The 23298-nt window shown below is 60.7% G+C and carries 18 protein-coding genes; 13 read left to right on the plus strand and 5 right to left on the minus strand.

Going from position 1 to position 23298, the window contains the following annotated elements; all coding sequences use genetic code 11:
• The first annotated feature begins 40 nt into the window (after positions 1-40).
• From HYP802_RS0113425 to HYP802_RS0113455, 7 genes are all read left to right on the plus strand, one after another.
• Positions 41-772, plus strand: coding sequence for an urea amidolyase associated protein UAAP1 (locus HYP802_RS0113425; protein ID WP_024275908.1), 732 nt, complete (start codon positions 41-43; stop codon positions 770-772).
• Positions 772-1419 (plus strand): urea amidolyase associated protein UAAP2, encoded by a 648-nt coding sequence (locus HYP802_RS0113430; protein WP_013947963.1) that lies wholly within the window; start codon positions 772-774, stop codon positions 1417-1419. The genes HYP802_RS0113425 and HYP802_RS0113430 overlap by 1 nt, the downstream gene beginning before the upstream one ends.
• Positions 1420-1424: 5 nt before the next feature.
• The gene (gene uca / locus HYP802_RS0113435) at positions 1425-5045 is read left to right on the plus strand and encodes an urea carboxylase (protein WP_013947964.1); all 3621 of its coding nucleotides are present in this window, start codon (positions 1425-1427) and stop codon (positions 5043-5045) included.
• Positions 5042-6826, plus strand: coding sequence for an allophanate hydrolase (gene atzF / locus HYP802_RS0113440; protein ID WP_013947965.1), 1785 nt, complete (start codon positions 5042-5044; stop codon positions 6824-6826). Before uca ends, atzF begins: the two co-directional genes overlap by 4 nt.
• A 182-nt stretch (positions 6827-7008) precedes the next feature.
• Positions 7009-7830 carry a quinoprotein dehydrogenase-associated SoxYZ-like carrier gene (locus HYP802_RS0113445; protein WP_024275909.1) on the plus strand — a complete coding sequence of 274 codons (822 nt, stop codon included), beginning with the start codon at positions 7009-7011 and terminating at the stop codon, positions 7828-7830.
• 25 nt (positions 7831-7855) lie between these two features.
• Positions 7856-9148, plus strand: a complete 1293-nt coding sequence (gene soxC, locus HYP802_RS0113450) for a sulfite dehydrogenase (protein WP_013947968.1) — start codon at positions 7856-7858, stop codon at positions 9146-9148.
• Positions 9135-9683: a cytochrome c gene (locus HYP802_RS0113455; RefSeq protein ID WP_013947969.1), complete on the plus strand. Its 549-nt coding sequence runs from the start codon at positions 9135-9137 to the stop codon at positions 9681-9683. The genes soxC and HYP802_RS0113455 overlap by 14 nt, the downstream gene beginning before the upstream one ends.
• Before the next feature lie 9 nt (positions 9684-9692).
• Here HYP802_RS0113455 and HYP802_RS0113460 read toward each other — a convergent pair whose 3' ends face one another.
• Positions 9693-10523 carry a sulfotransferase gene (locus HYP802_RS0113460; RefSeq protein ID WP_013947970.1) on the minus strand — a complete coding sequence of 277 codons (831 nt, stop codon included), beginning with the start codon at positions 10521-10523 and terminating at the stop codon, positions 9693-9695.
• Between the two features lie 214 nt (positions 10524-10737).
• Between HYP802_RS0113460 and HYP802_RS22930 the strand changes: the two genes are divergently transcribed.
• From HYP802_RS22930 to HYP802_RS0113490, 6 genes are all read left to right on the plus strand, one after another.
• Positions 10738-11472 (plus strand): class I SAM-dependent methyltransferase, encoded by a 735-nt coding sequence (locus HYP802_RS22930; RefSeq protein WP_024275910.1) that lies wholly within the window; start codon positions 10738-10740, stop codon positions 11470-11472.
• 186 nt (positions 11473-11658) lie between these two features.
• Positions 11659-12873 carry a saccharopine dehydrogenase family protein gene (locus HYP802_RS0113470; RefSeq protein WP_013947972.1) on the plus strand — a complete coding sequence of 405 codons (1215 nt, stop codon included), beginning with the start codon at positions 11659-11661 and terminating at the stop codon, positions 12871-12873.
• Positions 12873-13310 carry a hypothetical protein gene (locus HYP802_RS0113475; protein WP_013947973.1) on the plus strand — a complete coding sequence of 146 codons (438 nt, stop codon included), beginning with the start codon at positions 12873-12875 and terminating at the stop codon, positions 13308-13310. The genes HYP802_RS0113470 and HYP802_RS0113475 overlap by 1 nt, the downstream gene beginning before the upstream one ends.
• A 33-nt stretch (positions 13311-13343) precedes the next feature.
• Positions 13344-14513 carry a carboxynorspermidine decarboxylase gene (gene nspC, locus HYP802_RS0113480; RefSeq protein ID WP_013947974.1) on the plus strand — a complete coding sequence of 390 codons (1170 nt, stop codon included), beginning with the start codon at positions 13344-13346 and terminating at the stop codon, positions 14511-14513.
• Between the two features lie 76 nt (positions 14514-14589).
• Positions 14590-17247 (plus strand): aminopeptidase N, encoded by a 2658-nt coding sequence (gene pepN / locus HYP802_RS0113485; RefSeq protein WP_013947975.1) that lies wholly within the window; start codon positions 14590-14592, stop codon positions 17245-17247.
• A 205-nt stretch (positions 17248-17452) separates the two neighbouring features.
• Entirely contained in the window at positions 17453-18499 is a 1047-nt protein-coding gene (locus tag HYP802_RS0113490) for a HAMP domain-containing sensor histidine kinase (protein WP_013947977.1), read from the plus strand.
• Positions 18500-18542: 43 nt separating this feature from the next.
• Here HYP802_RS0113490 and HYP802_RS0113495 read toward each other — a convergent pair whose 3' ends face one another.
• The 4 genes from HYP802_RS0113495 to HYP802_RS0113510 all read right to left on the minus strand — a co-directional run bounded on the left by HYP802_RS0113495 (position 18543) and on the right by HYP802_RS0113510 (position 23298).
• Positions 18543-19058, minus strand: coding sequence for a periplasmic heavy metal sensor (locus HYP802_RS0113495; protein WP_013947978.1), 516 nt, complete (start codon positions 19056-19058; stop codon positions 18543-18545).
• Entirely contained in the window at positions 19055-19567 is a 513-nt protein-coding gene (locus HYP802_RS0113500; protein ID WP_013947979.1) for a hypothetical protein, read from the minus strand. Before HYP802_RS0113500 ends, HYP802_RS0113495 begins: the two co-directional genes overlap by 4 nt.
• Before the next feature lie 20 nt (positions 19568-19587).
• The gene (locus HYP802_RS0113505) at positions 19588-20220 is read right to left on the minus strand and encodes a sigma-70 family RNA polymerase sigma factor (protein WP_013947980.1); all 633 of its coding nucleotides are present in this window, start codon (positions 20218-20220) and stop codon (positions 19588-19590) included.
• Positions 20221-20340: 120 nt separating this feature from the next.
• The gene (locus HYP802_RS0113510; protein ID WP_244421019.1) at positions 20341-23298 is read right to left on the minus strand and encodes a bifunctional [glutamine synthetase] adenylyltransferase/[glutamine synthetase]-adenylyl-L-tyrosine phosphorylase; all 2958 of its coding nucleotides are present in this window, start codon (positions 23296-23298) and stop codon (positions 20341-20343) included.

The following is a 23298-nucleotide window of genomic DNA, read 5'->3' on the forward strand; positions in this document are numbered from 1 at the left end:
GCACGCAAAGAGTGGAGTGCTCTTGCGTTGGGAGTCGACGATGGGAAACCTGATCTACACCGATACGCTACCGGGCGGTAAGCACTGGTCGCTGCTTATGCGGCGCAATATGCGGCTGCGGCTGACAGACGTCGAAGGCGGCGCCAATATCGGCATGCTGTTCTACAATCCGCAAAACCTTCTGGAGCGCTACAACGCGCCCGATACGCTCAAATGTCAGCACACGTTCAAGTTGACGACGGGTCATTGCCTCTACTCCGACATGGGGCGCATCTTTTGCTCGATCGTCAGCGACACGTTTGGCTGGCACGACACGGTCTCGGGCAACACGACGAAGGCCACCGTCACGCGCAAGTGGGGCGAGAAGAGCTATCAGGCCGCGCGCAACGACTGGCAGCAGAATGGCCACGACAGTTTCCTCGTCGAAGGTGCGAAATACGGCCTGACGCGGCGCGATCTCGCGGCGAACGTCAACTGGTTCAGCAAAGTCGTCGTCGCGGATAGTGGTGCGATGTCGCTCGATTCCGCTGCGGCGAAGGCCGGTTCGCAGGTCGAGCTGCGTTTCGAGATGGAAACGCTGGTGCTGTTCCACACCTGCCCACATCCGTTCAATCCTGCCAACAGCTATCCGCGCAAAGCCGTCGGATTTGAAATTTTCGAAGGGCCGCCCGCCGCTGAGGATGATCCAGCGTGCCTCTCGCGCCCCGAGAACGGCCGCGGTTTTGAGAACAACCGGATCTTTCTCGCCGGCTGCTGCGACGAGGCACACTGATGATTAAAGAAAGCACATTCCGCGATACCGACGCGATCTATCGGCGGATCGTCCCGGCGGGCGATTACTGGATGCACGTCGTCCGTGAGGGTGAGACGTTTCGCATTCTCGATCTCGAAGGCAACCAGGCCGCCGATACACTGTTTTTCAATGCCGACAATCCCGGCGAGCGTTACTCGGCGTCGGACACGATCCGTGAGCAGGGCAACATCTATCTGACGGCGGGAACGGTTCTGCTGTCGGACCTCTGCCGGCCGATGCTGACGATCACGGCCGATACCGTTGGCCGCCATGATACACTCGGCGGGGCGTGCGCAACCGAGAGCAACACAGTCCGCTATGCGCTCGAAAAGAAGTCGATGCATGCTTGCCGCGACAGCTACATGCTGGCGATCGCGGAGAACGAGCAGTACGGACTTTCGAAGCGCGACATCGGCCACAACATCAACTTCTTTATGAACGTTCCCGTGACGCCCGATGGCGGTCTGACGTTCGAAGACGGGCTGTCGGCGCCCGGCAAGTATGTCGAGATGACGGCGCACATGAACGTCATCGTGCTGATCTCGAACTGCCCGCAGCTCAACAATCCGTGCAACGCCTACAATCCGACGCCGATTGAAGTGCTCGTCTGGGCGAAGGGGGCGTAACGCAGATGTTTCGGAAAGTTCTGATCGCCAATCGCGGCGCGATTGCCTGCCGCATCATCCGTACGCTCGACCGGATGGGCATCGCGAGTGTCGCCGTCTATTCGGAAGCGGATCGTCATTCGATGCACGTCATGCAAGCGGGAGAGGCCGTCGCCATCGGCCCCTCGCCTGCGGCCGAAAGCTATCTGAAGTATGACGTCATTCTCGATGCCGCGAAGAAGACGGGCGCCGAGGCCATCCATCCGGGCTACGGCTTCTTGTCGGAAAATCCCGACTTTGCGGAAGCCTGCGAAAAAGCCGGCATCGCATTCATCGGTCCGAAGGCGCAGCACATGCGCGCCTTCGGCCTGAAGCACAAAGCGCGCGAGCTGGCGCTCGAAGCGAACGTGCCGCTGGCACCGGGCTCAGGGCTTATTCGCGATGTCGAGCATGCGAAAAGCGAAGCCCAGCGCATCGGCTATCCGGTGATGATCAAGAGCACGGCGGGCGGCGGTGGCATCGGCTTGCAGCTCGTCTCGTCCGCCGACGAGATTGCGCCGATGTTTGAGCGCGTCGAGCGTCTCGCTCGTAACAACTTCAAGGACGCTGGCATCTTCCTGGAGAAGTATGTGGCGCGCGGGCGGCACATCGAAGTGCAGATCTTCGGCGATGGCAAGGGTAACGTCGTCTCGCTCGGCGAGCGCGATTGCTCGGCACAACGGCGCAATCAGAAAGTCATCGAAGAGACGCCTGCTCCCAACCTGCCGGAGGCAACGCGCACGGCGCTTTGGGACACGGCGCGGCGTCTGTGCCAGTCGGTGAATTACGAAAGCGCCGGAACGGTCGAATATCTCTACGACGCTGAGACAAACGAATTCTATTTTCTAGAAGTCAACACGCGGCTTCAGGTCGAGCATGGCGTGACCGAAGAAGTCTTCGGCGTCGATCTCGTGGAGTGGATGGTGCGGCAAGCGGCGAACGAGTTGCAGCTTCCGGCGCAAACGACGCTTTCTCCAAATGGTGCGTCGATTCAGGTTCGCCTTTATGCCGAAGATCCTGGCCGCGATTTCCGTCCGAGTTCGGGCCGTCTGACGGAGGTCACCTGGCCGCCTGAGACACGCATCGAAACGTGGGTGCAGAGCGGATCAGAAGTCTCTCCGTTTTACGATCCGATGATCGCCAAGATCATCGTCAAGGGCGCATCGCGCGAAGACGCGCTATCTCGATTACAGACTTCGCTCGATGCGACGCGCATCGGCGGGCTTGAAACCAACCTCGATTATCTGCGTCAGCTGTCGCGCTCGGAGGTGTTCGGCACCGGTCAGATGCTGACGCGCACGCTGCAGACATTCGTCTACAATGGGGAGACGATCGAGGTTCTCTCCCCCGGCACTCAGACGACGATCCAGGATTGGCCGGGACGCGTCGGCTATTGGGCCGTTGGCGTACCGCCTTCGGGGCCGATGGACCCGCTGTCGCATCGTCTCATCAATCGCCTGCTCGGCAACGATGAGAGCGCGGCGACGATCGAGACCACGCTTTCCGGCCCGACGCTGCGCTTCAATACCGATACGACCGTTTGCCTGGGCGGCGCCGAGCTGGCCGCAACGCTCGATGGCGAGCCGGTAGCTTATTGGCAGCCGTTCGCCGTCAAGGCTGGGCAAGTTCTGAAAGTCGGCGGCGTTAAAGGTCCTGGCGTGCGCGCTTATATCGGCGTTCGCAGCGGCATCGATGTTCCGAGCTATCTTGGCAGCAAATCGACATTCACGCTAGGCAAATTCGGTGGCCACGGCGGCCGCGTGCTGATGACCGGGGACGTGCTGCATGTCGGCACGGAGGCGAACCAAGCGCCGGTGCCCGGCCTTTCTGCTGACCTCCAGCCGCCGCTGACCCATACCTGGGAGATCGGCGTTCTCTATGGACCGCACGGCGCGCCGGACTTCTTCGCGCCGGAGTACATCGACACGTTTTTCACGGCAGATTGGGAAGTCCATTACAATTCCAATCCGACCGGCATTCGCCTGATCGGACCAAAGCCCGTGTGGGCGCGGACCGACGGCGGCGAAGCGGGACTGCATCCGAGCAACATTCACGACAATGCCTACGCCATCGGTGCGGTCGACTTTACGGGCGACATGCCAGTGATCCTCGGCCCCGACGGTCCGTCACTCGGCGGTTTCGTCTGTCCAGTGACGATCGTGCAGGCGGAACTTTGGAAGATGGGGCAATTGCGCCCTGGCGATAAAGTCCGCTTCGTGCGATTGACGCCCGCAGCCGCGGCAGCTCGGCTGGCAAAGCAAGCGGCGGAAGTCGCGTCGCTGAAGTCGATCGCCGCGCCCTCGTTTCCGAACGGGAAGTGGGGCGCCGACGATTGCGTGATCGGTAGCCGTGAAGCGTCGGGCGACAACCCGCGCGTCGTCTATCGCCGTGCCGGCGACGCCTACATGCTCGTCGAATACGGGCCGATCATTCTCGACTTCACGCTGCGGTTCCGCGCACACGCTCTGATGACGGCGCTCGAACGGCGCAAGCTTGCCGGCATTCTCGATCTGACTCCCGGCATCCGTTCGCTGCAGATCCATTACGACGGTACGACGTTGCCGCTGGAAGATTTGCTGGCGGAGCTCTCGGCCATCGAAGACACGCTTGGCGATCTGAGCGATGTCGAGGTGCCGTCGCGCATCGTTCATCTGCCGCTGTCTTGGAATGACCCGGCGGTGCAGAAGACAATTGATAAGTACATGCAGGGCGTTCGGCCGGATGCGCCGTGGTGCCCGTCGAACATCGAGTTCATCCGGCGGATCAACGGCCTCGATTCCATCGAAGATGTTCTTCGCATCATCTTCGACGCGACGTATGTCGTGCTCGGCCTTGGCGACGTCTATCTCGGCGCGCCGGTGGCGACGCCGTTCGATCCGCGCCATCGCCTCGTGACCACGAAGTACAATCCGGCCCGGACGTGGACGCCGGACAACGTCGTCGGCATCGGCGGCGCGTACATGTGTATCTACGGCATGGAGGGACCGGGCGGCTATCAGCTCTTCGGGCGGACGTGCCAAGTCTGGAATACCTACCGGACGACGAATGCTTTCGAGGCCGGTTCGCCGTGGCTGTTGCGCTTCTTCGACCAGATTCGGTTCTATCCAGTTTCCGGCGAAGAGCTTCTGGCCTTCCGCGACAGGTTTCTCGAAGGTCAAGTGGACGTCAAAATCGAACCTTCGACGTTCAGCCTGAAGGACTATCAGGCGTTCGCCGCCGAAAACGCCGAGACGATTGCGGCTTTCAAAGCGCGGCAGCAGGCGGCTTTCGAAGCGGAGCGGGCGCGCTGGCAACAGAGCGACCAGGAAGGGGCGGCTAGCTCGGCCGACACCTTCGAGGACCATGACGCCGATGCCGCGTTGCCGCCGGGGGCGACTGCGGTAGAAAGTCCTGTGCCGGGGAGTGTCTGGAAAGTCCTTGTCGAACCGGGAACCACGGTTTCCGAAGGCGAGACATTGATTATCGTCGAGTCGATGAAGATGGAAATGGCCGTTCCTGCGCCGACCAGCGGCGTCGTTCATGAGGTTCGATGCGCCGAAGGTCGGCCGGTTTCGCTCGGACAGACACTCGTCATCTTGAAAGAATTGCAGGCGGAGGCGACGGCGTGACTTTATCGCTCGATATCGGCAATCTGACCGCGCTCTATGAAGCGAAGAAGATTACGCCAGAAGCCGTCATTGACGAGATTTACGCGCGCATTCAGGCCAAAGGTGTGCAGCCCGACTGGATCACGCTGGTCGATAAGGAAGCGGCAAAGGATCGAGCACGGCGTATCACCCAAGGACCGCTCTACGGCATCCCGTTCGCCGTCAAGGACAACATCGACGTCGCCGGACTTCCGACAACGTGCGCCTGCCCGGCCTTTGCGTACACACCGGAGCGATCGGCGACCGTCGTCCAGAGGCTCGAAGCCGCCGGTGCGATTTTGATCGGCAAGACCAATCTCGATCAGTTCGCGACGGGCCTCAACGGGACGCGCTCGCCCTATGGCATCCCGGCGAGCGTGTTCGACCCTGCGTATATTTCCGGAGGATCGAGTTCCGGCTCGGCGGTCGTCGTTGCAGGTGGCCTCGTGTCGTTCTCGCTCGGCACGGACACGGCCGGATCGGGACGTGTGCCGGCTGCCTTCAACAACATCGTCGGACTGAAGCCGACGAAAGGCCTGATCTCGACGCGTGGCGTCGTGCCTGCATGCAAAAGCCAGGACGTGGTTTCGATCTTCGCCCTGACTGTTGCGGACGCCGCGAGGGTTGCTGAGACCGCCATTGGGTTCGACAAGGACGATTGCTTCTCGCGCGCCGATGCGCCGCCGTTCACGGTCGAGAGTGTCGGGCGACCTTTGAAGGTCGGCGTACCGAATTCGCCGCTTTCGTTCTTCGAGGACAGCGAATACCGCCGGCTCTATCTCCATACGATCGACCGTCTCGCGGGCCTGGGCGTCGAAATCACGCCCTTCAACTACACGCCATTTCGCGACACGGCGGCGATGCTCTATGACGGACCGTGGGTCGCGGAACGTTTGTTCGCCACCGAAGATCTGGCCGAACACGACCTTAATCCGGTGGTCGCCGATATTGTTCGCGGCGGCAAAGCCAAGACCGCGCTGCAAACCTTCGAGAGCATGTATCGCCTCGCCGAGCTTCGTCGCGCTGCGGACGCCGAATGGAAGCGCATGGACGTCATGGTCCTGCCCACGGCCGGCACGACGTACAAGATCGCCGACATGCTTGCCGATCCGATCCGGCTCAATTCGAACCTCGGGGCCTATACGAACTTCGTCAATCTTCTTGATCTTTCGGCGCTCGCGGTTCCGGCCGGATTCCGCGAGGACGGCATTCCGTTCGGCGTGACCCTCATCGGCCGGGCGTTTGCCGACGGCAAGCTTGCGACGATCGGCGATGCCGTGCACCGAGCACTGCTCGATGCCAAGCTCGGCGCCACTGACGCAGCATTGGGCGATACGATGCGGGTCGCGGTTCGGCCGGCCAAGAAAAAGACGGTGCAGGTCGCCGTCGTCGGCGCTCATCTCAGCGGGCAGCCGCTCAACAGCCAGCTGACCGAGCGGGACGCCATCTTCCGCGAGACGTCGCGAACTGCTGCCGGTTATCGGCTCTATGCCTTGCCCGGAACGACGCCGCCCAAGCCGGGACTCGTTTACGAAGGCACCGGGCCGGGCGCGATCGAGGTCGAGATCTGGGAAATGGATGATGCCGCCTTCGGATCGTTTGTAGCGTTGATCCCGGCGCCGCTGGGCATCGGAACGCTGGTGCTCGAAGACGGGCGGCGCGTCAAAGGCTTCCTGTGCGAGAGCCACGCCACTGTCGGCGCCGAGGACATCACGAATTTCGGCGGCTGGCGCGCTTGGCTTAACCGGACGGCCGTCGCTTGACGCGGCCTCCTCTCGACCTAATTAGTAACGAATGGAGGCAGTTAGGCGTATCCCCAAGTGTGCGATGCAACAGGTTTTCGCGAAAAAGATGGCCCGGCCTTCTGGGTTGATGTAGTATTTCATTCCGAATTCGCCATTCAGTGCGCATGAAAGACCGCCAAAAGGCGGCGAGCGAGGAAACGATGCGGAAAATTGCGAGCGGACTTTTGGGATCCGCGATTTTGATCGCCGCGATGGGCGTCAGCGCTCTCGCCGCCGATGATGGAAGCCCCACTGTTAACAACCCAGGCGCATGGACAGACATTCGCAAGGATGCGTTCGGCCCGCGCGAAATTCTGGATGGTGCAGGAAAAATTACGCTTGAGGCTCCCAAGCGCGCCGAGGATGCGGCAACCGTCCCCATCACGATACGCATGCCGGCGCCGTTCGCCGCCAACGTGAAGTCGCTGACCCTGGTCATCGATCAGAATCCGTCTCCGGTCGTCGCAACGTTCAACTATGGCGACGCGGCAGGAACAGGCGAGCGTATGCTCGCGACGCGTGTGCGCATCGACCAGTACTCGGACGTTCGCGCTATCGCGGAAACGACCGACAACAAACTCTATATGACGACCGTCTTCGTGAAGGCATCAGGCGGCTGCTCGGCACCCGCGAGCAAGGACCCCGAAGAGGCCGCCAAGGAGATGGGTAAGATGCGCGTCAAGACGGCGGCCGGCAAAGAGGACGGCAGCGAGGTCGCGCAGGTGATGCTCAAGCATCCCAATACGTCCGGCATGGCAATGGATCAGATCACGCATGCGTATCCGCCGGCGCGCTTTATCGACAAGCTGTCGGTGACGACAGGTGGCAAGCTGATCTTTTCGATGGAAGGCGGCATCTCTATCAGCGAAGACCCAAACTTCCGCTTCACTTATAAAGGCAACCCGTCCGACCAAATGGACGTCAAAGCCGAGGATTCGGAAGGCACGCAGTTCAGCGGTCATTCGACGCCCAGCCAGTCCTGACGCTCACAACCCGCGGGACGGCCGCGTGGCCGGCAAGCTCACAGAAACTGATTTGAAGCCTGTTGCGGGCGGTGGTCTTCTAGATCGCCGCCTTTTGCTCAAAGGCGGCATCGTTCTGGCTTCGGCGCAAGCAGCAAGTTCACTGTCGGCCGCCGAGACGAAGAATGCAGTGCCGCCCGATCCCGCCGATCCGCCTTGGCTGCACCATACCGGCGGACCGTTCACAACGTATGGCCTGCCTTCGAGATACGAAAAGTATGTCATTCGCAATATCGGCGGCAATCGCACGCCCGCGGGCGATGGCGTTTCGTGGACGCCGCTGGAGGATCTCGCAGGCATCGTGACACCGAGCGGACTGCATTTCGAACGCCACCATGACGGCGTTCCAGATATCGACCCGGCGCTGCATCGGCTCGTCATTCATGGCCTTGTCGGTAAGCCGCTGGAATTCACGGTCGAGGATCTCCTGCGCTATCCGATGCAGTCGCGCTTTCTCTTCATCGAATGCGGCGGCAACAGCAACGCCGGTTGGCACTCGGAACCGATCCAACGCCCGGTAGGTGCATTCCACGGCCTCGTTTCATGCTCGGAATGGACCGGCGTGCCATTGTCGATCTTACTTGATGAAGCGGGCGTCGACGCGACCGAGTCGTGGGTGATAGCGGAAGGCGCGGACGCCGGATTGTTGAATGTCAGCCTGCCGCTGTCAAAACTTGCCGACGATGCCATGCTCGGCCTTTACCAAAACGGCGAGCGGCTGCGCCCAGAGAACGGTTATCCGCTGCGCCTGATCGTGCCGGGTTGGGAAGGCATTACGAACGTCAAATGGCTGCGGCGGTTGCACGTCACAGATCAACCGGCAATGACGCGCAATGAAACGGCGAAATACACGGAACTGCTGCCATCCGGCAAAGCGCGGATGTTCACGTTCGTCATGGACGCAAAGTCGCTCATCACGTCACCATCGCCGGGGCAGAAGATGTATGGCCCGAACATTTATGAAATTCGAGGGTTAGCCTGGAGCGGTCGCGGCAGAATAGCGAAAGTCGAGGTTTCCGCCGACGGCGGCAAGACGTGGGCTGAGGCGCATCTGCAAGAGCCGGTCATGGCGCATTGCTTCACGCGGTTTCGCGCTCCCTGGGCGTGGGACGGCAAGCCCGCGATCCTCAAGAGCCGCGCAACGGATGAGACAGGCTACGTTCAGCCTGAGCGCGATGTCCTGGTAAAGGAGCGCGGGCGAGACGGATATTTTCACTACAATGCGATCGTCAGCTGGGCTGTCGACGAGGATGGCGAGATTACGCATGTCTATGCTTAGACATATCGTCGTCGTGCTCGCCGTCGCAGCACCGTTCGGTGCGGCGTGGGCCGCAGACGGCGCCAAAGCTCTGGCGCCGCATCTCGGCAAGCCAATGACAAGTGCCGACGTCGCGACCTGGAATCAAACAATTTTCCCAGACGGACGTGGACTTCCTTCGGGGCACGGGACGGCCAAGGAAGGTCGTGCGCTTTACGTCGAAAAGTGCGCGCGTTGTCATGGCGCGCACGGCGAAGGCGCGACCGCCGAGGATCTTATCGGCGATCCGACGCCACCGACGCGCGATGATCCAAACAAAACCATCGGCGCTTATTGGCCGTTCGCGACGACGATCTTCGATTTCATTTCGCGCAGCATGCCGCCAGCGGCGCCGGGCTCCCTCTCCGCTGACAACACGTATGCGATCACCGCTTATCTGCTGGCAGCAAACAAGGTCATCGGCGAAAGCCAAGAGATCAATGCGGAGACGCTTCCGAAAGTCGAAATGCCGAACCGAACGGGCTTCATCTGGATCGACGTCAAGAAAAAGAAATGAGCATGGCGCTCACGGCAACGCCGTGTCGTAGCTGAAACGGGTAGCGACCCAGTCGAGCGTTTCGCCGAGTTGCGGCCTGATCGATTTCAGATAGGCGATACGGTTGGGATCGTTTCTGTATTTGTTCAGTGATCTGGTATCGATGCCGCGCAATCCGTGCATTGCAGATTCAGCCTTGCCGGATGGCTTGAAGACTGAGGCAAGCTCGCTGGCTGGCGTTCCGACTTCAAGTCCGAGTTCATCGGCAAGCTTTTTCTGAACACCCGCGGCGTCGGTCGCCAAGTCTTCGTAACGGACGATGCAAAAGTTTTGTCTGCCATCGTCGAGTGCTGCCCGCAGCGCCGACATTTCGCCGAGCCATCGTGCGACGTCGATATGATAAACGTGCGTGCTCGTTGGATTGTGGCTCGTCAGAACATCGAAGGGATGCCGGACTGCGTAGGCAATTTTGATGCGCGCAGGGATCTGCGACAGGCGTTCAAACGAGACGTTGTTGCGCTTCAGAACGAGCGTCCGCCCGGTCGTTGTCAGCTGCGCGAACAGCTCGACCGGAACTTCCTTGGCGACGACGCATGTGTCCTTGAACGTCGACATGAGCCCCGTCAACAACCACGTACCGGAGCGGCCGCATCCCATGACGAAGATGCGGTCAATCGGGCGGTGCACGTCGATCCGATCAAGGCGGGCTTCAAGAGCGCCGTCTCCGACGAATACCGCCACATCCTTCTTCTTCACACGAAAACTCAGCGGCTGAAGGCGTGCGTCACCCGATGTATGGAACCGCATTGCGCCAAAGTACATCAACCCCCGTGCGATGAGCGGATTGCTCCACGCGACCATCAGTCCTCCGATGATTTGCTGCCCGTCAGAGACTTGATCGAAATGTCAGAAACGAGGCGATCATCAGGCGACACGCGGTCCCGCCCACCGCGACAGAATACCAATTTCGCTCCCGAGATCAGCAAGATAGCCTATGCCTCACGGATAGCTGTTCGCTGCACTCGCATGCCGTAAGCCAATCCAACACGGTATGTCAGTGGAGCAGGATGACCCGATGGGGGTAATTACGCTTCGCGGCGCCTTGAAAAGCCTGTCGAAGGTCAAGGGTGCTGCAGCCGGCAAGTATACGGACCTCGTGCTTGACGGGAACGCCATCGCACGGGGCGAATACAAACAGCATCTCGGCGGGGGAAGCGAAGGATGGGATGCGCGCGGGCGCTTCCAGCTTGAGCTACTTCGGGCGGGTGGCTTGCAGACGTCTTCCAATCTGCTCGACATCGGCTGTGGTCCGCTGCGCGCGGGCGTCCATTTCATTCGCTACCTCAATGCCGGACATTACTACGGCTTCGATTACAATCTGTCGTTCGTCGAGGCCGCCCGCCGCCTGATTGCCGAGAACGGGCTTGAAGAAAAGCGGCCGACGGTCGTCGCGCTGGCGAATTTCGAGCTGAAGAGCATCGACCGGATGTTCGACCACGCTATCGCGTTCTCGGTGCTCAATCATTGCAACGAAGCGCAGCGGAGCTTGTTCTTCGCCAATATCGGGCGTTGCCTGGCACCGGCCGCCAAACTTTTCATTTCGCATGGCAATTGGCTCAAGGAAGAGGATCTTGCTCCGGCTCGGCTTGTGATCCTGCGCCGCTTTGAGGCGGCCGACCTCAATCTTGACAATACGGGTGGCCGCCGGAGGAGCAGCGTTCGGTCTGCCCCATCTACGAGCTTGGGCGGCTTCCGGATTAAGGAACGGGCTTCCACAGCCGGTGGTGGCCAGCGATCCGGACCGCGGTAAACGGCTTGGCAAGAAACTGTCATAATTCTCTTTTTGCAGGAATTGTATCGACTTCGACGTCGTTGTCGGCGGCAAACGACGGAACGTATTGAATTAATTGTGCGCCTGCCCTATTTCCGGCCCCCAGCGCGACTTTGCGCGCTACGCAAGCCGGTATGACCGGCCTTTCAACTTTGGGAGCGGTCGTTGGACAACGTACTCATCATCGGGGCAGGCGCTGCGGGCTCGGTCGTCGCGAAGAAATGCGCGATGAACCGCGACGTCTTCAAGAAGATCCATCTCGCGTCTCGCCGTCTCGAAAGCTGCAAGAAGGTCCAGGCCGAGTGCAAGACGCCGATCGAGATCTATCAGCTCGACGCAGATATCGTCGCGGATACGGTCAAGCTCCTGAACGAGATCAAGCCCGACCTCGTCATCAACATGGCGCTGCCCTATCAGGATCTGGCGATCATGGATGCCTGCCTCGAAGCGGGCGTCAATTACATGGACACGGCCAACTACGAGCCGCGTGAGGAAGCCAAGTTCACGTACAAATACCAGTGGCCGTATCATGAAAAGTTCAAAGAGAAGGGCCTAATGGCCGTGCTCGGGTGTGGCTTCGATCCCGGCGTCACGAACGTTTTCTGCGCCTATGCGCAGGAGAACCTGTTCGACGAGATTCACACGATCGACATCATCGACTGCAACGCTGGCAGCCACGGCAAAGCCTTCGCGACGAACTTCAACCCTGAGATCAATCTCCGGGAAGTGACGCAGCGCGGCAAGTATTGGAAAGATGGCGAGTGGATTGAGATCGATCCGCTGTCGATCTCGACCATGATCGATTATCCGGAAGTCGGGCCTGTCAAATCCTACCTCATCTATCACGAGGAAGAAGAAAGCCTGGTCGAGAACATCAAGGGCCTCAAGCAAATCCGGTTCTGGATGACGTTCTCTGATAATTACATCAAGCACCTTGAAGTGCTCCAGAACGTCGGCATGACGCGCATCGATCCTGTCGACTACAAAGGCACGCCCGTCGTCCCGATGGAGTTTTTGAAGTCGGTGCTGCCGGCCCCTTCCTCGCTGGCCGAAAATTATACCGGCAAGACGTCGATCGGCGTCGTCCTCAAAGGCGAGAAGAAGGGCAAGAAGAAGCGCTACATGATCTGGAACGTCTGCGATCATGCCGAGACGAACAAAGAAGTCGGCTCGCAGGCCGTGTCCTACACGACGGGCGTTCCGGCCGTCACCGGCGCGATCATGATGTTCAAGGGCATCTGGAAGGGCCAGGGCGTGTTCAACGTCGAGCAGCTTCCGCCGGAGCCGTTTCTTGATGAGCTCGCCGAACAGGGCCTGCCCTGGCACGCCAAGGAAATCGACAAATCCGACCAGAAGAAGCTGTTCGCGGTCGAGACCTGATGAGCGAAGCCGAGATCCTTTCGATCAGAAACGAATTGACCGGCATTGTCGTGTCGGTCTTTTCGGTGAGTTTCGGAATGATCTCGGCTTACATTGCCGGGTTGTGGCTCTTTCTTCGCGAGGCGCCCATTTCGCTGCGACTTCTGGCGTTCACGATGCTCACGTTCGGCTTGGCCTTCATGGGCGCGCTGACGTGGGGCTTGAACGACCTTCTTGTCGGCACCGAGCGCGCATGGTCGAAGCTCGCGACACATGCCAGCGAGATCACCGGGTTCGGTAATGCTCAGCCGCCTTGGCTGCATGGCCTGACGCTCTACGAGGCGGCGGTCCTTCTTGGCGGCGTGGCATTCGGGGCCATATACGTGTCGCTTGCGTATCTTACCTTCGTCTACAAATGGCCCGGCACGACTGCCGGACTTGTTCGCGTGGCGCCGTAAAGCGCTCTTTTCCTGTTTGATCGGTGGCTCGACGTGTCCGACCTTTCCAAATTGAACCTGCAGTCTTTCGACTGGGCGCAGTCCATCGCGACGCCGTCGTATGTGCTCGACGTGGCGGCGTTGAAGCGCAATCTGGCGCGGGCCGCAGAGGTCAAGCGCGAGGCGGGCTGCAAGATCCTGCTGGCGACAAAAGCGTTTGCGCTGCCGGCCGCCTTTCCGATCATGCGCGAGGTGCTGGATGGCACGACGGCAAGCGGCGAGTACGAGGCGCGCCTTGGTCACGACGAGTTCGGCAAGGAAGTGCACGTCTACTCTCCGGCCTACGCGCCGGGCGAGGTTGCGCGCCTGACGAAGCTCGCCCAGCACATCTATTTCAACTCGCCGCAGCAGATCATCGACAATCTCGCCGTGATCCGCGAGGTGCCTGGTCTCAAAATCGGCATCCGCATCAATCCGGGCTATTCGAACGCCACGCTTGGCGGTGCGCTTTACGACCCGTGTGCGCCCTTCTCGCGGTTCGGTGCGACGCGCGAGATGCTCGACAGCGTGCCGTGGGACGACGTTGACATCCTGCATACGCATTCGCTGTGCGAGTCGGACCACGAGGGATCGGTCGGGCTCATCGAGCACGTCGCGCGGGCGTTTGGCGACTATGTCCGGCGCGTCAAGGTCGTGAACTTTGGCGGCGGCCACTTCATCAACAAACCCGGCTACGACATTTCGAAGCTGATCGCCGCAATCAAGGCATTCAAAACAGAGTTCAATGTGGACGTTGTTCTGGAGCCTGGCGCCGGTCTCGTCGTCGATACGGGATACCTTGTCGGCTCCGTTCTGGGGCTACACCACAACGGCAAGGACATCGCTATTCTCGATGCCTCGGCCTCGACGCATATGCCGGATGTTCTAGAGGTGCCTTATACGCCACATGTTATCGGCGCGGCGGAACCCGGCCGAAAACCGCACGGTTATATCCTGGGCGGCAAGACATGCATGACCGGAGACATCATCGGCGAATACTCATTCGACGCGCCGTTGAAAGTGGGCGATCGCATCATCTTTACCGATATGATGCAATATTCCTTTGTGAAGAATAACACGTTCAACGGCGTGCCTCTGCCCGATCTCGCGGTTCTCAACGAGGACGGAACAATTCATGTCCTGCGGTCGTTTGGTTACGATGATTTCCGGCACCGATTAGGATAGAAGCTTTGCGGTTGCCGGTCGGCGGAACGCTTGGAACTTTCCCCGAAAGCGCCTATGACGTTCGCAGCGGGGTGCCATGAAAGCAGAAAATCCCAAACCAGTCCTTCTTGCGGATTACCGCCCTCCGGAATTTCTGATCGACACCGTCCATCTCGACATCGCGCTCGCGCCGACGAAAACGCGCGTCGCGTCGAAACTCGAAATCCGGCGCAATCCCGCTTCGGCGACGACCGGCAAGGTGCCCCTGAAGCTCGACGGCGAACTGTTGACGCTCGAGAGCATCACGTTGGACGGCAAGAAGCTGAAGCCGTCCTCCTATCGCGTCGGTGACGCCAGCCTGACGATCCTGTCGCCGCCGAAAGAGCCCTTCACGCTCGAAATCGTGACGACGATCAATCCCAAGGCCAACACGGCGCTGCAGGGCATCTATCTCTCGCGCGGGGTCTACTGCTCGCAGTGCGAGGCTCAGGGCTTCCGACGCATCACATATTTTCTCGACCGGCCGGATGTGCTCGCCAAATACACCGTGCGGCTCGAAGCCGATGTGGCGACGGCGCCGGTTCTGCTCGCCAACGGCAATCCGGTTGAGCGCGGCACGCTGCTCGGCGGCGAGCGCCATTATGCCGTATGGGACGATCCGCATCCCAAGCCGTCCTATCTTTTTGCCGTCGTCGGCGGCGATCTGTCGTCCATAGCGTCAACGTTCAAGACCCAGTCCGGCCGCGAGGTCGACCTTCGCATCTATGTCGAGCATGGGAAGGAAGAGCGGGCGCACTGGGCGATGGAATCGTTGAAGCGCGCCATGCGGTGGGACGAAAAACGCTTTGGCCGCGAATACGATCTCGACGTGTTCAACATCGTCGCCGTTTCCGACTTCAATATGGGGGCGATGGAGAACAAAGGCCTCAATATCTTCAACGACCGGCTCATTCTGGCGTCGCCCGAGACTGCGACCGACGCAAACTATGAATCGATCGAGAGCGTCGTTGCGCACGAATATTTCCATAACTGGACCGGAAACCGCATCACCTGCCGCGACTGGTTTCAGCTTTGCCTGAAAGAAGGCCTGACGGTCTTCCGAGACCAGGAATTCTCAGCCGACCAGCGCAGTGCCACCGTGCAGCGCATCGCCGACGTGCGGCAACTGAAGGCGCTGCAGTTTCCGGAAGACCAAGGCCCCCTCGCCCATCCGGTGCGCCCTGAAAGCTACGTCGAGATCAACAACTTCTATACGCCGACCGTTTACGAAAAAGGCGCGGAAGTCGTCCGCATGATCGAGACGACGCTCGGGCCTGAGAAATTTCGCGCCGGGATGGATCTCTATTTCGAGCGTCACGACGGCCAGGCCGTCACCATCGAGGATTTCGTTGCCTGCTTCGCTGACGTGAGCGGGCAGGATTTCTCGCAATTCCATCGCTGGTATTCGCAGGCAGGCACGCCCGAACTGGTCTGCAACCTGACCTACGACAAGCGGAAGAAGTCGGCGGAGCTGACAGTTCATCAGGTTCTGAAGCCGTCGCCGGGCAAAGCCAAGAAGCAGCCCTACTTCATTCCGATCAGCATGGCGCTGCTTGGCGAGAACGGCAAAGAGATGGATCTCGACGTCGAGGGCGGCGTCAAGATCCGCGACGGCGTCATGGCCGTCACCGAACGCGCGACGACGTTCACGTTCAAGGGCGTCGGTTCGCGGCCGGTGCCGTCGCTGCTCAGGGGCTTCTCTGCGCCCGTCGTGATCAACATGCCGCTCACCGATCAGGACCTAGCGTTTCTGATGCACCATGACAGCGACCTCTTCAATCGCTGGCAGGCGAGCAACGCCTACGCGACGCGAAGCATCCTGGCTCTGCTCGACGCGAAACGGCCGAAGTCGCTCGCCGCATCGAAAGCCGCGAAACTTACCGACGCATTGGGCTATGCGCTGCGCGACTCCGGTCTCGACGATGCGTACAAGGCCGAGCTTCTGAAGTTGCCGTCGGTTGCCGACGTTGCGCGTGAGAAGGCGACGAAGGTCGACCACGCGGCGATCTTCGGCGAGCACCGTGCATTCGCCCGCACGATCGGCGAGAGGCTGGCGAGCGATCTCGGAACGATCTACGCAGGCGCATCGCGCGAGAAGAAATTCTCACCCGATGCCAAGAACGCCGGCCGGCGCGCCCTGCGTAATGCCGCCCTGACGCTGCTGACAACGCGCGAGACCGAGGAAGACTTCGCGCGGCTCGAAGCGCACTATCGCAAAGCCACGAACATGACTGATGCGTGCCATGCGATGTTTCTCATCGCGGGTGTGAATGCTCCTGGACGCGAAAGCGTCCTCAATAATTTCTTCGAGCGCTGGAAAGACGATCATCTCGTCATCGACATGTGGTTTGCCGCGCAGGCGCAGTCCCCGCGAGAGCAAACGCTCGATGAAGTGAAGGCGCTCTGTCAGCATCCGCTCTTCAAGATCACGACGCCGAATAAGGTGCGCGCGCTCATCGGTACGTTCGCTTCAAGCAATCCGCTGCAGTTCAACCGTCCCGATGGAGCGGGCTATGAATTCCTGGCTGACAAGGTGCTCGAAATCGACCCGCTCAATCCGCAGGTCGCCGCACGCATGCTGGCTGCGTTCCGCAGCTATCGGGCGCTTGAGACCAAGCGAAAGAACCTCGCCAAGGCGTCGCTGAAAAGGGTGGCCTCGGCGCCGCGGCTGTCGCGCGATTGCTTGGAAATGGTCACGCGGATGCTCGACGACTAAACGGTTTCTGGAGCATTTCGGCCACAGCCGACGATCCTTTTGCTCGGGCCGTCGAAAAGAGCGACAAAATTGATTCTCTAGCGATTTTTTCTCCCTCGACGGTGAGTCGCAAATCGGCGAAGCTCAAATCATGCTCGGAGACATGATCGTCTTCGGCCTTGTGGGGCGGGGCACTTAGATCAAAATTCAGCAGGGGAATTTGAGGATGGCTCGGACTTGGTCCGTTCCTCAACGGGGAAGTATTGCCGCGTTCGGCGGCTTTGGATCGCAACACACCGGCGCACTCTACGCAGCCGCCGCAAACCGGACTTTTGCAAACCGCGGTCTCTTTCTGGTTCTCGCCGCCGTGCTGACGGCAGCCGGCGCCGTCATTCCCCAGCTCAGCCCCGATATGCTTTCGACCGTATTCTTTGTGGCTGGCGCAGGGCTTGCCGCCCTGGTCGTGATGCTGCCGTGGCAGCCGCTTGCGCGGGATGGCGCGGACACCACGCAGAAGCGCAGCGAGCCGGACCACCGCTCAGCCTTTAACGCCGATACCGGACGCCAGATGCGCTTCCCGGAGCTTCTGGGCACGCCCGCCGTACAACCAGGCCTGGATCGCGCGGCCTGGGCCAAGCTGACGGCCCATATGAGCCATGAGCTCAGGACGCCGCTTAACGCCGTGCTCGGTTTTTCGGAGCTGATGACGAACGAAGTTTTCGGGCCTCTCGGATCGAGCTACAGTGGCTACGCCCGCGATATTCATACGAGTGGCCGTATCCTGCTGAAGTCGGCGGAAGACGCGCTGGCGATCACGGCGCTGCTGACGGCTCCTGAGCGCAAGCGGGCTCGCGAGACGAGCAAGATCCGGGCGATCGTCGACGACGCCTGCGCCTTTGCTTCCCCCGATCTTGCGGCACAGTCGATTGCCATCGCGATTGACGTCAAAGGCGATGCCGAGATCGTTGGCGACCATCAGGCGACTCGCCAGATGCTCATCAACCTCATTGCAGAAGCCAGCCGCCGTGCGGCTCCGGGCTCTGTGTTGCGGATTGAAACGAAGGCCGCCAGCGAAGCCGTATATCTCTCACTGACGCTGATCGGCGGCATCCACGTGCAGCCGGAAGACGGCTTCGGAATTATCCTGGCGCGCACATTCTGCGAGCTGTCAGGTGCCGAGCTGACGAGTTCAGTTGCGGAAAATGGCGAGTGGACAGCAAGCGTGCGCCTTCTGCGCGCGGTTCAGGCTGACCTTTTCGCCATGGCGGCCTGAAGAAAACATAACGGCGGCATCCACTTGGTCGCCGCCGTTATTGTTATTTTGCCCTGTCGTCGTCTGGCCGTGGCGGTCCAGGCGGTTTCAGCATCGATGCGTGACGCTTCGCTCGCCATTCCTGCAGAAGCTTGCGCTCGTCTGGCGTCAACTCGCCTGCGGTATTTGCGACGCTCGTATAGATCGCGCCTTTGAAAGCATCTTCGGCCATCCGAAGCTGCATGAGTGCAGCCAAAAATTTATCTTTGTCGAAAGGCTTGGCCGTCAGCAGGGCGTTGGCATCGGTCCACGTCTTGCGCACGTTGTCGCGCAAACCTTTCATGGACGCGCGCGCCTCGATCACCTTTTGCCGGATCATCGTCTGCTTGTCGGCAGGCAACTGTTTGACGAAACCAAGGAACCCTTCGTCCCTCTTTCGCTCCTCTTCGTGATGATGCCAAACGGCGGTCGCAAACAAGCCGATGAACAGCAGGTTCAAGGCCAACGACGCAATAAAGCCCGGATAGAGCCAGCGCGGCCGATCCGCTGCCAGCCGCGATTGATCGACGTTGACCGTCACAGCAGATCCCCGTCTACAAAACTGTCACCGTCGTCCGTAAAGGCAATCTGTCGGCTGAGGGTTGACGAAGAGCCATCTTCACCGAGAAGCGCATCGGCGGTCGACGTGAAGACCTTCATTTGACCGGCGAATACGCCAAGCACGAGGGATGCAGCGAGAGCAGTCGCGGCCAAGCCATGGTGACGGCGAAGCGTGGGCCACGCCGGCCGAACAGCTGCCGCTGGCGAACGCTCCCGGCTCGTGACGAGCCGCGGCTGACGTTCTGCTGCAGCCGCGATGCGGTCGCTCAACTTCGAGAGGCGCGTCGCATCATATTGCGGAGCCTTGTCCAGCAGCCGATCGAAAGCTTCGGCATCCTTCAGCATTTTGTGGGCGTCGGGATTGCCGGCAATCAAGCCCGATAACGTAAGACGCAAGGGTGCAGGCCATCGCGTACGGTCTGCTCCGTACGTATCGAGCGCCGCCTCCAGTTTATCGAGCCCCACAGGGCCTAAACTATTGCGTGACATTGTCTGCAGTCTCCCGCACTTCAGAGTTCGCTATCATTTCGCAGCGACTCCCATTCCGATTTCAGTTCCGTCTTCAGTTGCCGTCTCGCCCGACTGAGCAGAGATTCGATAGCTTCGTCCGACACTCCCATGACCTGACCGATCTCGATCTGGCTCAGCCCCTCGAAATGAAAGAGCGTGAGCGCAAGGCGCTGCCGGTCCGGCAGTTTCTGCATCGCCGCTTCAACCCGGCGCTGCGTATCTTGACTTTCGAGGCCGGCGAGCTGTTTTGCGGGCTCGGGAACCTCGGGTAATTCTTCAACCACCGACACACGCCCCTGACCGCGCACGCGGTCGAGGCACAAATTCGAGACCACGCGACGCAGCCACGGCCTAATGCCGGCCGGGCCAATTTCCAGCGTTCCGCTCGAACGCCACAGTCGCAAGAAAGCTTCCTGCGCCAAGTCTTCCGCCTCCGCATCGTCCCGCAGCATTCGGCGCGCCACGGAAACGATGCTTCCGAGATGGCGGGCCATCAGCAGGCGAAATGCGTCGCCGTCGCCGCGACCGACCGCGGCAACGAGCATCGCCTCATCGGCTCGGCTTTCGGCCGCCGGTCGCGGTGCGGCCGGAGTGCCATCCGTCCTCGTTGCCGCCACTAATCCCCTCGACATCCTATTCGCCTGCCTTGCGCTCCAACGCCTCGGATGCTGCCGCCCGAAAGACGGCTTTCCGTGTCGGTTATCGCAAGAACGTCTCAGCCTGCCACAATCCGTCGCCGGGCCATAAAAACCCTAGACGATCAGCCGATTGAAGGCCTCCGCTACGTCTGCAAGCGTTTGTTTCAACTTTATTTCCAAGTCTTCAAAAGAGGTTGTATCTCCTGATCGGGCCAGGAGCAATTTCAGGCCTTTCGGCGCCGATGCCGGGTCGAAAGGCCCCTCGATGGTCAATCGGAGCACCTGCGTCAGATCGTGCAGCAATTGACCGGCATGTGCCAGCAGCAGGTAGTCGTCGTTATGGATAACACCCTCGGACGCGGCCGCAGCCAGGGCCACGAGCGTCGTCTGGTTGAGGATTGCCGGATGCTCGGCGGCATGCACCAGTTGTAAATACTGAACGATGAACTCCAGATCGACGAGCCCGCCGCGAACCTGCTTCAAATCCCAAATATCGGAGGTCGCTTTCTCGGCTTCGACTCGGCGGCGCATGTCGAGGACGTCGGCGGCGATCTTGGCGCGGTCGCGTTTGGCCGTCAGGACCTTGCGAATCTCGGCTTCGACACGTCCGGACAACTCGCGTGAGCCGGCGATGATGCGGGCCCGCGTCATGGCCATATGCTCCCACGTCCAGGCTTCGCTGGCCTGGTAGTTCGTGAAGCTCGACAGCCTCGTTGCGACAGGCCCTTTCTGACCGGAGGGGCGAAGGCGCATATCGACCTCGTAGAGCGCTCCTTCCGCCGTTCGCGCCGAGATGGCGGTGATGAGCCGCTGCGTCAGGCGCGTGTAATAATGCGGCGGCGCGAGCGGCTTTGCCCCGTCCGATTGTTCGGCGGCTGGATCGAAATCGTAGATGAGGATAAGATCGACGTCGGACGCCGCCGTCATTTCGCGGCCACCGAGCTTGCCCATGGCGATGACGGCAGCAGCCCCGCCCGGCACACGGCCGTGGTCCTGCTCCATCTCGCGCGTGACCTCACCCAGGAGGGCCGCGATCAGGCGCTGCGCGATCGTTGCGTAAGCGATGCCTGCTTCGGTCGCCGATATGCTGCCGGTAAGAATTCTGACGCCGACCAGAAAGGCCTGCTCGCTGCCGATCCGCCGGGCGGTATCGAGGATCTCCTGCATCGGATCGCCGTCGCTTGTCGCGCGGGCAGCGGCGAAGGCTTTTACAATGACGTCGTCGATGGCAGCGCCATTGAAATCGCCGCCCAGAACCTGCGGATCGAGCACGGCATCCAATAGCCGCCGGCGATGCGACAGGATGTGAGCCAAGCGCGGCGCGGAGCCCATGATGTCGGCGAATAGCCGGATCAACCCTGGCTGAGCCTTCAGCAACGAGAAAAGCTGCACGCCAGAGGGAAGCTCGGCGAGAAAACGGTCGAAGCTCGCAATCGCGCCATCGGGATCGACCGTATCGGCAAGCGCTTCGATCAGCAGCGGCTGGACTTCCGTCAGGCGTTCACGTGCACGTGGCGACCTGACGACCGGCGCGCGGCCGTGGTGCCAGCCTCGCACGATGGCCAGAACCTGTGTCGGCTGCGAATATCCAAGGCGCTTCAACTCTTCCAGCGTGCGCGGATCGTCCTTGGCTCCGGCGAAGACGAGATTGGCACCGGCAGGCGATGACGGCTGCGGCGGTTCTTCGAACAGACCGTCGTAGTGCTTCTCGACGGTTTCCAGCACTGGTAGCAAAGCAGCGGAAAGCTCCGCCACATCGGCATATCCCGCGAAATGCGCAAAAGACTCAAGCGCTGCGGGCTCTCCCGGCACTTCGTGGCTTTGCTCATCGGCGACCATCTGCACGCGGTGCTCCAGACGGCGGAGATAGCGATAGGCATCATCAAGATCGGCGCGAACGTCAGCCTTCACCCAGCCGCGCCGTTCAAGCGCTGCCAGTGCGTCCAGCGTGCTGCTGACGCGCAAATCGGGCTGGCGGCCCCCTGCGATCAACTGCTGTGTTTGCGCAAAAAATTCGATTTCACGAATGCCGCCGCGGCCAAGCTTCAAGTTCTGTCCGGCGACCGAGATCGGTCCGATCGCCTTATGCGCGTGGATCTGGCGCTTCATGGCGTGGATATCGGCGATCGCCGCGAAATCGAGATACTTGCGCCAGACGAAGGGCGACAGCTCGGAGAGGAATTCGGCACCGGCTTCGAGGTCTCCGGCAATCGGCCGGGCCTTGATCATCGCAGCGCGCTCCCAATTCTGGCCGACGGTTTCGTAGTAGCCATGGGCCGCAACGGTCGAGAGTGCGATTTGCGTCGCCCCGGCGTCGGGCCTCAGGCGCAGATCCGTGCGGAAGACATATCCATCCGGTGTGCGCTCATCGAGCAGCAGCACGAGATCGCGCGTCAACCGGACGAAGAACGATTGCACGTCGCCGTCGCCCACGAGCCGCGCCTTGTCACGATCGAAGAAGACCGTCAGATCGACGTCGCTCGAGTAGTTGAGTTCGAAGGCACCGAGCTTGCCCATGGCCAGCACGAAGTAACCAGAGTCGCGTTCGGGACTTTCCGCTTCGAGCGGCTGCCACTGTCCGCGTGTGGATGCCTGTCGAAACAGAAAGCGGACAGCCGTCCCGACAGCGGTGTCGGCGCAGTCCGACAAGGTCCGGGTGACCGTCATCACCGGCCAGACGCCTGCAAGATCGGCCAGTGCCGTCAAGAGCGCGACCTCTGACTTGTAGATGCGAAGCGCGCGTTTGGCAGAGCCTAGGTCCGAGGCCGCCTGCATTGCCGCGACGAGTTCGTCGGTAAGGATTTGAAAGCGTGAGGCCGGAGGCTCGGACAAAATACGTGCGAGGCGCGCCAGATCGCGGTTCGCGAGCGTCGTCAGATACGGCGAACCTTCGAAGACGCCCGTCAGCAGATTTTCGACATCGGAATTGAGAAGCAGTTCTGCGAGTTGCGGGCAGGCTGCCGCGGCTTCGGCCTTCAGGGATTGGAAGCGTTCGGCGCCGCGACCGTCAGCGGGGCTCTTCGGCCATTCGGATATGCGTTCGGCAACGCTTGGGGGAAGAGACTGATCCAT

It is taken from the genome of Hyphomicrobium sp. 802 (assembly GCF_000526135.1).
Lineage (GTDB): Bacteria > Pseudomonadota > Alphaproteobacteria > Rhizobiales > Hyphomicrobiaceae > Hyphomicrobium_B.